Genomic DNA, 11,628 nt, shown 5'->3' with positions numbered 1-11,628 from the left:
TATCTCTGCTGCAGCCGACATCATCTGTTCCAACCTGTAGCAAAGCTGCCCGTTGACTCCCTGCAAGGTCCGGCACATAGAGGCGCCGTCAAAAAAAAGATCCGGGTTAAACCGGGGGTCGCACCAACTCGCTGCACTAAAAGGGGCAGGTTCATGGTGTGCACTTACAGACTCGCCGGCGTATCCGCTGGGCATTCGACCGCGATTACCGGACAGACTTCCACAAAATCAGCATTCCGCAAGAGCCTGCGCTCGCAAGCGAGCCGGCTTGCGCTGCGATCGACCATCGGCATCGCCGCCCTGGCGGGCGCGAGCCTGCTGGCTCCGGGGCAAGCCTGGGCGGACTGCCTTGTCGGCGGCGTCATCGTCCAATGCGGCGATACCGTCACCACCGACACGACATTTCCTGCCAACCCGCCCAGCGACCGTCATTATACCGGCCCGATTGCAACGCCGATCATCCTCACCGTCGATGGTGGAGCGACGGTCAGCGGCAACGGCCTTGCAGTGACTAACACGGGTCCCGGTGGCGTCACCGTCACCAACAATGGCACGATCAGCGTCGATGCCGGCAATGCACCCGTTACGGGCGGCACGGCCGCCCTGTCGGTCTCGACCGCCGGCGGCGCAATTACCTATACGGGTGGCAGCATCATCAACAACGGCACCGGCAACGGGTTCGATGCTGTGCAGACCGGCGGTATCGGTTCGGTCAACATCAACATCACCGGTAACGTTTCCGCGGCCACCGGCGAAGGCATCACCGTCCGCGATGTGGCGGGCAGCACCGGCATTTCGGTGACGACCAACGATGTCACCGCCCTGGCGGGCGGCAAGGACGGGATCGACGCCCAGAGCCAGTCACTGACCGGCAATGTCAGCGTGGTCGCCAATGGCAATATCCAGGCTGGCAATGCCGGCATCGTCGCCGCGATCTTCCCGGCGGCAGGCACCGGCAATATCGACGTGACCGCCAACGGCGCGATCGATGCCCGGTTCGGCATCGACGCCGAGAATTTCGGCACCGGCTCGACCACGGTCACGACGGTCGGCCCGGTCAACGTGACCACCGGCAACGGTATCTTCGCGCTGGCAACCGGCGGCAACGTCACGGTCACCGCGGGCGACGTCACCGCCACCGGCAATACCGCGATCATCGCCCAGCAGGTCTCGGCGGCCGGAGCCGGCATAGTCGACGTCACCGCGGGCAATGTTTCCGGCACGACGGGCATCGTTGCCCTCAACAACGGCACCGGCGCGATCGGCATCACCGCCAACGGCACCGTCACCGGCACCTTCGCCGAGGGCATCAAGGCGACCGGCAACGGCGCGGTGACCGTGAATGTCGCCGATACGGTGACCGGCGCGACGCGCGGCCTGAGCCTGATTGGCGGCACCGGCGGTTCGGGCAATATCTCGGTCACGGGCACCGGTGGGTTCGTCGGCGGCACCGGCGACGCGGCCAACATCCTCAACAATGGTGCAGGCACGGTCACGGTCAACATCTCCGGCGCGAGCAGTTCGGCCGGCGGCGAAGGCATCGTCGTGCGCGATACCGCAATCGGCGGTGATATCAGTGTCACCACCGGCGCGGTGACCGCGCTGGCGGGGGGCAAAGACGGGATCGATATCCAGACTCAATCGCTGACCGGCAACGTCACGGTGGTCGCCAACGGCAATATCCAGGCCGGCAATGCCGGCATCGTCGCCGCGATCTTCCCGGCGGCAGGCACCGGCAATATCGATGTGACCGCCAACGGCGCGATCGACGCCCGGTTCGGCATCGACGCGGAAAATTTCGGCACCGGCTCGACCAGCGTGACCACCGTTGGCCCGGTCAACGTCACCACCGGTAACGGCATTTTCGCGCTGTCGACCGGCGGCGCCGTCACGGTCACCGCAGGCGATGTCACGGCCGCCAGCAATACCGCGATCGTCGCGCAGCAAACATCGGTTGCCGGTGCGGGCGTCGTCAATGTCACTGCCGGCAATGTGTCCGGCACGACCGGCATTCTCGCCCTTAACAACGGCACTGGCGCAATCGGCATCACCGCCAACGGCACCATCACCGGCACCTTCGCCGAGGGCATCAAGGCGACCGGCAACGGCGCGGTGACCGTGGCGGTTGCCGATACAGTGACCGGCGCAACGCGTGGCCTGAGCCTGATTGGCGGCACCGGTGGCTCTGGCAATATCTCGGTGACTGGCGCCGGCGGGTTCGTCGGCGGCACCGACGATGCGGCGAACATCCTCAATAACGGGTCGGGCACGGTTACGATCGACATTTCCGGCGCGAGCAGTTCGGCGGGCGGAGAAGGCATCATCGTCCGCGACACAGCGGCTGGTGGCGATATCAGCGTCACTACCGGCGCGGTGACCGCGCTGACGGCGGGTAAAGACGGGATCGACATCCAGACTCAATCGCTGACCGGCAATGTCACGGTGGTCGCTAATGGCAATATTCAGGCCGGCAATGCCGGTATCGTCGCCGCGATCTTCCCGGCAGCAGGCACCGGCAATATCAATGTCACCGCCAACGGCGCGATCGACGCCCGGTTCGGGATCGACGCCGAGAATTTCGGTACGGGCTCGACCAGTGTGACCACCGTTGGCCCGGTCAACGTCACCACCGGCAACGGCATCTTCGCATTGTCGACCGGCGGCAACGTCACGGTCACCGCAGGCGATGTCACCTCTACCGGCAACACCGCCATCGTCGCGCAACAGACGTCGGCTGCCGGTGCGGGGACGGTTGACGTGATGGCGGGCAACGTCTCGGGCACGACGGGTATCCTGGCGCTCAACAACGGCACTGGCGCGATCGGTATCACCACCAACGGCACCGTCACCGGCACATTTGCTGAAGGCATCAAGGCGACCGGCAATGGTGCGGTGACCGTGGCGGTTGCCGATACGGTGACCGGCGCAACGCGCGGCCTGAGCCTGATTGGCGGCACCGGCGGTTCGGGCGACATTTCGGTAACCGGCACCGGCGGGTTCGTCGGTGGCACCGGAGATGCGGCAAACATCCTCAATAACGGCGCAGGCGCGGTCACGGTCAACATCTCCGGCGCGAGCAGTTCCGCAGGCGGCGAAGGCATCGTCATCCGCGATACCGCAATCGGCGGCGATATCAGCGTCACCACCGGCGCAGTGACCGCGCTGGCGGGCGGCAAGGACGGCATCGACGTCCAGGCCCTATCGACCACCGCCAATGTGACGGTGGTCGCCAATGGCGATATCCAGGCGGGCAACGCCGGCATCGTCGCCGCGATCTTCCCGGCGGCCGGCATCGGCAATATCAATGTGACCGCGAACGGCGCGATCGATGCCCGGTTCGGCATCGACGCGGAGAATTTCGGTACGGGCTCGACCACCGTCACCACGGTCGGTCCGGTCAACGTGACCACCGGCAATGGCATCTTCGCATTGGCGACCGACGGTGCCGTCACGGTGACGGCGGGTGACGTCACGTCCACCGGCAACACCGCGATCGTCGCGCAGAAGACGTCGGCCGTCGGCTCGGACACTGTCTCGGTAACCGCGGGCAACGTCTCGGGCACGACGGGGATCCTGGCGCTCAACAATGGTTCGGGCGCGATCGACATCACCACCAATGGCGTGGTGACCGGCACATTTGCCGAGGGCATCAAGGCGACCGGCAACGGCGCGGTGACGGTGGCGGTTGCCGACACAGTGACCGGCGCGACGCGTGGTCTGAGCCTGATTGGCGGCACCGGTGGCTCGGGCAATATCTCGGTGACTGGCACCGGCGGCTTCGTCGGCGGCACCGGCGATGCGGCGAACATCCTCAACAACGGCGCGGGCACGGTCACCGTGGATATCTCCGGCGCGAGCAGTTCGGCGAGCGGCGAAGGCATCGTCGTGCGTGACACCGCAATCGGCGGCGACATCAGCGTCACCACCGGTGCGGTGACCGCGCTGGCGGGGGGCAAGGACGGCATCGACGTGCAGAGCCTATCGACCACCGGCAATGTCACGGTGGTCACCAATGGCAACATCCAGGCCGGCAATGCCGGCATTGTCGCCGCGATCTTCCCGGCGGCAGGCACTGGCAATATCGATGTGACCGCCAACGGCGCAATCGATGCGCGGTTCGGAATCGACGCCGAGAATTTCGGCACCGGCTCGACAAGTGTGACCACAGTCGGTCCGGTCAACGTCACCACCGGTAACGGCATCTTCGCGCTGTCGACCGGCGGTGCCGTCACAGTGACCGCTGGGGACGTCACCTCCACCGGCAACACCGCGATCGTCGCGCAGCAAACCTCGGCCGCCGGTGCGGGTGCAGTCGACGTGACCGCGGGCAATGTCTCGGGCACCACCGGAATCATCGCGACCAACTTCGGCACGGGCACACTCGCCGTCACCACCAATGGCACGGTCACCGGCACGCTTGCCGAGGGGATCAAGGCGACCGGCAATGGCGCCGTGACCGTGGCGGTTGCCGATACGGTGACCGGCGCGACGCGCGGCCTGAGCCTGATTGGCGGCACCGGCGGTTCGGGCAACATCTCGGTAACGGGTGCCGGCGGATTCGTCGGTGGTACCGGCGATGCAGCGAACATCCTCAACAATGGCGCAGGCACGGTCACGGTTGATATCTCCGGCGCGAGCAGTTCGACAAGCGGCGAAGGCATCGTCGTGCGCGACACCGCGATCGGCGGCGACATCAGCGTCACCACCGGCAGCGTGAGTGCTCAGGGGGTCGGCAGCGACGCAATCGACGTCCAGACTCAATCGCTGACCGCCGACGTCACGGTCGTCGCCAACGGCAATCTTCGAGCCGGCAATGCCGGCGTGGTCGCCGCAATCTTCCCGGCCGCCGCAACCGGCAATATCGACGTTACCACCAACGGATCGATCGATGCCCGGTTCGGCATCGACGCGGAGAATTTCGGCACCGGCTCGACCACCGTCACCACGGTTGGACCGATCACCGCGGACACCGGCAACGGCATTTTCGCACAGGCAAATGGTGGCTCCGTCACGGTGGCCGCCGGCAATGTCACGTCGACGTTCAACACCGCGATCGTCGCGCAACAAACTTCGGCGGCCGGTGCCGGCACGATCGATGTCACGGCAAATAACGTCGTCGGCGGCACGATGGGGGTCTTTGCCAATAATTCCGGCAGCGGCGCCGTCTCGGTCACGACGACCGGCATTGTTGTCGGCAGGCACAATGAGGGCATTTTGGCGACCGGCAGGGGCGCTGTGACCGTGAACGTCGCCGACACGGTCACCGGCGGAACGCGTGGCCTGAGGGTGATCGGCGGTTCCAGTGGCGCCGGCGATATCCTCGTGACGGGTACCGGCGGATTCAGAGGCGGAACCGACGAGGCGGCGAACATCCTCAACCAGGGCGCAGGCACAGTCACCGTCGACATTTCCGGCGCGAGCAGTTCCATCGACGGCAGCGGCTTCATCGTCCGCGATACGGCGATTGGCGGCGACATCAGCGTCACCACCGGTGCGGTCACCGTGTTGACCGCCCTCCAGAACGCGATCGACGTGCAGAGCCTGTCGACGGGCGCCGATGTGACCGTGGTCGCCAATGGCAATCTCCAGGCGGGCAATGTCGGCATCATCGCCGCCATCCTCCCGGCCGCCGCGACCGGCAATATCGATGTGACCGCCAACGGATCGATCAATGCAGAGTTCGGCATCGATGCAGAGAATTTCGGCACCGGCTCGACCTCTGTGACCACGGTCGGCCCGGTCACCACAGGCGTCTTCAACGGCATCTTCGCACGGTCGACCGGCGGCAATGTCACGGTGACTGCCGGCGATGTCACCTCGATTGGCGACACGGCGATCGTCGCTCAGCAAACCTCGGCAGCAGGGGCTGGCGCCGTCACGGTAACCGCCGGCAACGTCTCGGGTATGACGGGTATCATCGCCAACAATCTGGGCACCGGCGCCATCTCGGTCACCACCAATGACACAGTCATCGGTACTGAGTTCGAGGGCATCAAGGCGGTCGGCAACAGCGCGGTGAGCGTGAGCATTGCCGACACGGTCACCGGCGCGACGCGCGGCCTGACCCTGGTCGGCGGCACCGGCGGCACGGGCAATGTCGCGGTGACCGGCACCGGCGGCTTCGTCGGCGGCACCGGCGACGCGGCGAACATCCTCAACAACGGATCGGGCACAGTCACGGTCGATATCGCCGGCGCGAGCAGCTCGGCGACCGGCAACGGCATCGTCGTGCGCGATACGGCGCTTGGCGGCGATATCAATGTCACCACGGGTGCGGTGGCTGCGCTGGATGGGGCCGCAAATGCAGTCGACATCCACACCGCGTCGCTGATCGCCGACGTCGACGTGATCACCAATGGCGCTATCCGGGCGGGCAATGCCGGGGTCGTCGCGATCGTGGTTGATCCAGCCGCGACCGGCGCGATCAATGTGACCACCAACGCGTCCGTTGACGCCCGGTTCGGCATCGCCGCCCAGAATCTCGGCACCGGTTCGACCACTGTCACCGCGGTCGGCCCGGTCACGGCGACCACCGGCAACGGCATCCTGGCGCAGGCCAATGGCGGCAACGCCACCATCACCGCAGGCAATGTGACCTCAACCGGCACAACGGCGATCGTCGCGCATAACGGCCTCGCCGCGCCCAACACCGGCACGATCGACGTCACCCTGACCGCCGGCAGCACCGTAACCGCCACCGCGCCGGCCGCATTCGGCATCTTCACCAATAGCGGCCAGTCCTCAGGCACCACGACGATCAATGTGAACGGCAGAATCAATGCCGGCGCGGCGGGCGTCGGCAGCGTCTCGACCGTCGGCGACATCGTCACCAATATCAGCGCGACCGGGGTGATCGATCCGCTGATCGGCATCGACCAGATGACCCTGTCGGGCGCGATCACCGTCAACAATGCGGGCCTGGTCGAAGGTGACAATATCGGCGTGCGGCTGAATTCGACCGGGGCCGGCGCAGTGGGCGCCCTGACGGTCAACCAGGCCGGCGGCGGGACGATCAACGGCGTGATCGGCGTCGATCTCGCCGGCGTCGATGCCGCACTCGCCGTCACCAATGCCGGGCTGATCTCGGGCACGGCCGGCATCCGGATGACCGCGACCGGCACCGGCAACGCAACGATCGCCAATTCCGGTACGCTCACCGGCACCGGCAATGCCGTGCAGGCGACGCTCAACAATGGCAGCTTCATGCTGACCAACACCGGCACGCTGAACGGCGCGGTCAATGTGACCGGTTCGAACGTCGCGACCTCGACGGTGACCAACGCTGCCGCCGCGACCGCGAATTTCGGATCCGGCGCCTCCAGTGTCTCGGGCAACTTCGTCAATGCCGGCACGGCCAATATCGGCGCAGGCGGCACCGTTACCTTCCTCGGCAGCACCAACAATTCAAACCGGATCAATTTCGCCGGGGCCGGGTCCTTCACCACCAACGGCGCGATGACCAATACCGGGATCATCAACGCTCAAAATAATCTGACCAGCAACGTCGTCACGGTCGGCGGCGCCTATACCGGCGGTGGGCAGTTCTTCGCCGACTACAGCACCGTCACCGCGACCGCGGATCGCCTGAACATCGCCGGTGCGGCATCCGGCAACACCAATGTCACCATGAACCGTGTCGGCGCCCGCAGCTTCGTCGCCGGCGGTTTCCTGCCGGTGGTGACGGTAACGCCGGGCGCCGCGGCCACGGCCTTCACCTCGAACACGATCTTCCCGACCACCGGGTTCGTGCTTGAAAGCTTCGGGCGCAATCCGGCGAGCAACACTCAGTTCGGCCTGATCCAGCAGATCAACCCATCCTCGACCGCGCTGGGCAGCCTGACCTATGTCGCCGAATCCGCCTCGATGCTGCTTGATGAGCCGATCGCGCCCTATATCACGGCACGGACCGATCCGGCCGCGGGCGACAAGAGGTTCAGCCTGTGGATGCGCGGCGCCAGCGGCCATACCAAGCAGACGATCGCCTCGACCATCACCGGCGGTGGGGTCACGATCAACCCGGTCAACCGGGTGCGAACCGAGCATCAGGCGATCCAGCTGGGCGCTGATCTCGGCATCCTCAACATCGGCGGCGGCGGCTGGAACGTCCATCTCGGCGTCACCGGCGGCTGGTATGATGGCGCGGCCCGTCCGTCCGCCACTGAATCGCTGGCGGTCGATACCCGTTTCGTCGGCGGCTATGTCGCGGTCAGCAACGGGGCGCTGACCATCGACGCCATGATCCGCCGCGAATGGCGCAATTATGACGTGGTCCTGCCCACATTGTTCGGCGCCACGAAGAAGGAGATCGATGGCAAGGCGACCGCCGGCTCGATCCACGCCTCCTATCGCTTCGGCGGGCGTAGCGGCTTTGCGGCGACGCCGTTCGTCGGCTTCAACTATGCCGACAGCCGGATCGACGACCTGGCGATCGACGCGCTCAGCGCCTATTCGCCGGGCGGCGACAAGACCAAGGTCGGTCAGGCCGGCCTGCGCGTATCGTATCGCGCCGGCAGTGACGATAAAGTGGTGGTCGAGCCATTCGCCAGCGCGGCGGCGATGAAGAACTGGTCGCGCGGCGATAGCGGCAGGTTCACCTTCGGCTCGCCGGCAACCGACTTCTCGCTGACCACCACGAGCTGGGATGACGCCATACGCTATTCGGTCGGCGTCATTGGCCATGCCCGCGGCGGGCGCCTCTCGGCTTTCCTGGTCGGTAATCTCGATGACGGCTCGGGCCTGCGCGCCTTCACGGTCAATGGCGGGATCCGGTTCAACTTCTGACCGGGGGCGGACCTGGCCCGGCGGCGATCATGTCGCCCGAGCCAGGTCCAGCACCGTGTCGAGTTCCGTAGTCGAGGTAGCGACATTGAAGCGCGCGAAGGTCGATGGGTGCGGAACCGGAAAGAACAGGCTGCCGGGCGCGACCAGCAGGCCTTTTGACTGAGCCTGCACCGCGACGGCATCGGCATCGCGTGCCAGATCGACCCACAGGAACATGCCGCTGTCCGGCGTTCCACAGACGCTGAATCCCCGCGCCTCAACCTGGCGTTGCAGGCTGGTTCGTGCGTCCGCGACGCGGCCGCGCAATTCGGCGACCCGCCCGACGTCTCCACGCGATGCCAGTATCTTGTGGATCAGCCGTTCGTTGATTTCCGGCGTGGTGAAGCCGGAGAGGATCTTGCGTTCGGCCAATGCCGCCGCATGCTCGCGACTACCGGCGAGAAACCCGACACGGGCATTGCCCAGCAGTGTCTTGGAAAAACTGCGCGCATAGATCACCTGCTTCAGACCATCCCGCGCGGCAAAGCGGGACGCGCCCTCCGCACCGAAATCGGAATAGATATCATCCTCGAACAGCAAGGTGTCATGCTGCCGCGCCAGGGCAAGGATGGCGTCAATCGCCGCCGTCGTAAGAGTAAAGCCGATCGGATTCTGCGCGGTCGCGCTCAGCACCAGCATCCGCGGCCGTTCCTCGGCGAACAGGCGCGCAAGCAGAATTGGGTCGGGGCCGTCGGCGGTGCAGGGAACCGTGATGACGCGAACCCGATGTGCGGCCAGGATGGCAAAGACACCGAACCAGCTCGGCGTCGGCACCAGGACGGTGTCGCCCGGCTTGATCAGCGCCCGGAGCACCAGGTCGAGACCGTGCGTAACGCCCGTGGTCAGGACGATCTGGTCGGTATCGGTCTCGACCTGGAGCGACGCCAGCCGGCGTTGCAGCATCAACCGAAGCGGCTCGAATCCAAATGCCGTCCCCGCATCCAGCAACCGCACGGAGGGTTCGCGGCCAATGGCGCGGAGCGCAGTCGCCACTGTGCCGCCATCCAGCCAGCTCGGCGGCAGCACCCCTATCCCCGGGCCTTTCGCGGTGGCGGACGCAAGCATGTTCTGCATCAACCAGGCAAGATCGACCTGTGGCGGCTCTACCGCCAAGAGCTCTGCATGCCGTTGCGCGCGGACATAGCAGCCCGATCCGCGCCGTGCCTCGATCAGCCCTGCAACGGCGAGGTTTTCGAACGCCGCGGCAACGGTAAACGGTGACACGCCAAGCAATTGTGCAAGACGCCGCACCGAGGGAATGCGCCTGCCCGGCAGGAATTGCCGATTGTCGATCCGCTCCTCTACCCAGGCCGCAACCATCTCGGTGCGATTATGCGGGGCAAGCATCGGCGCGATCCAGTGTATCGGAGGAAATCGCCCAAAGTGTAGCGGGACTGTACCGGGGTAACCAGCTATCCCTCAGCGAATGCGTTATGCGAAAACATTAGGGACGATCATCCTCACCGGACTGGCCGCGCCGCTTTGCGCCTTGGCTCAGGCCCAAGCCCCGGCGCCTCTCCAGCCCCCTGCCCAAGCGCCGGCTACCCAATGCGCGCCGGCCTATTACCGGCTTGCCGATGGCTCCGGCGTCGACATCGCCCCCTCCGACGACAGCCATTATCGCTGGCGGCGACTGGATGGCACGTCGGGATTATTGTCCCGAAAGCCGGACGGCACATGGTCGAGTACGCTGGGCTGGACCGGGCGCGACGACGGAAAGACCGTCGACCTGTCGCGCTGCGACCGGGGCGAGATCCGTTTTGCCGGCATGGCCGGCAAGCACCTCTCTCTTGCCACAACGGAGAAGCGCTTCGTCAGCGGCGATGCGGAACTCGCCGGCCGTCTCATCCTGCCTCCAGGGCGTCGCGCGGCGCCGATCGTGGTGCTGGTCCATGGGTCGGAAGACAGTTCGGCGCTGCGGACCTATGCGCTGCAGCGGATTCTCGCGGCTCAGGGCGTCGGTGTGTTCGTCTATGACAAGCGCGGCACAGGGCTGTCCAAAGGCGCGTTCACCCACAATATCCATCAACTGGCCACGGATGCGCACGCCGCACTCGAAACCGCTCGATCGCTCGCCGGCGCCCGAGCCGGCCGTATCGGCTATTACGGCACCAGCCAGGGCGGCTGGACCGCACCGCTTGCCGCGACATTCGGCTGGGCCGATTTCGTGATCGCGGGATATGGCCTCGCCGTGTCGCCCGTGGATGAAGATCGCGAAGCACTGGCGCTCGACATGAGCCGGCACGGCTTCGGCGCCGCGGAGACCGCCAAGGCGCTCGAGATCGGCGCGGCCGCACAGGCGATCGCGCGCAGCAAATTCCAGTCCGGCTATGATGCCCTCCGCCTCGTCGTCGCGAAGTACCGCGACGAACCATGGTTCCGCTTCGTGCGCGGAAACATCACCGGGATCATCCTTCAGATGCCCGAGGCCACATTGCGCGAACAGGGCCCGCGCCTGTTTGCCGGGATCATTCCCGATTATGATCCGATGCCGGTGCTCAGGACGCTGAAGACGCCGCAATTGTGGATCCTGGGGGCGGACGACATCGATGCACCCTATCTGGAGACCTATCGCCGCCTCATCGCCCTGAAACAGGCCGGCCATCCGCTTTCAATTGTCGTCTATCCCGGAGTGGAGCACGGCCTCTACGCCTTCGAGACAAAGGGCGAGGAACGGCTCTCGACTCGGCAACCGGCATCACTGCAGCGCCTTTTGACCGATTTTGCGCGCGGGGAGCGGCTTGCCGATGCCTATGGCGATGCGCGAGTGGATCGATAACCCGCCCGGAGCAGGCCATTGTCCCCAGG

Annotated in this window: 3 protein-coding genes; 2 read left to right on the top strand and 1 reads right to left on the bottom strand. The window is 65.8% G+C overall.

The window, feature by feature from the left end; all coding sequences use genetic code 11:
• Positions 1-153: 153 nt before the first annotated feature.
• A complete protein-coding gene (locus tag ACRECS_RS08140; protein WP_431582458.1) occupies positions 154-8,781 on the top strand; it encodes a beta strand repeat-containing protein in 8,628 nt (2,875 codons plus the stop codon).
• Between the two features lie 27 nt (positions 8,782-8,808).
• On the opposite strand, the gene ACRECS_RS08135 is transcribed toward ACRECS_RS08140, so the two are convergent.
• On the bottom strand, positions 8,809-10,167 hold the full coding sequence (locus tag ACRECS_RS08135) for a PLP-dependent aminotransferase family protein (RefSeq protein ID WP_431582457.1): 1,359 nt from the start codon (positions 10,165-10,167) through the stop codon (positions 8,809-8,811).
• Between the two features lie 79 nt (positions 10,168-10,246).
• On the opposite strand from ACRECS_RS08135, the gene ACRECS_RS08130 reads away from it, so the two are divergent.
• On the top strand, positions 10,247-11,599 hold the full coding sequence (locus tag ACRECS_RS08130) for an alpha/beta hydrolase family protein (protein ID WP_431582456.1): 1,353 nt from the start codon (positions 10,247-10,249) through the stop codon (positions 11,597-11,599).
• Positions 11,600-11,628: the final 29 nt, after the last annotated feature.

This window comes from Sphingomonas sp., from assembly GCF_050725575.1.
Classification (GTDB): Bacteria; Pseudomonadota; Alphaproteobacteria; order Sphingomonadales; family Sphingomonadaceae; genus Sphingomonas.
This window is presented reverse-complemented; position numbering and strand designations above follow the sequence as displayed.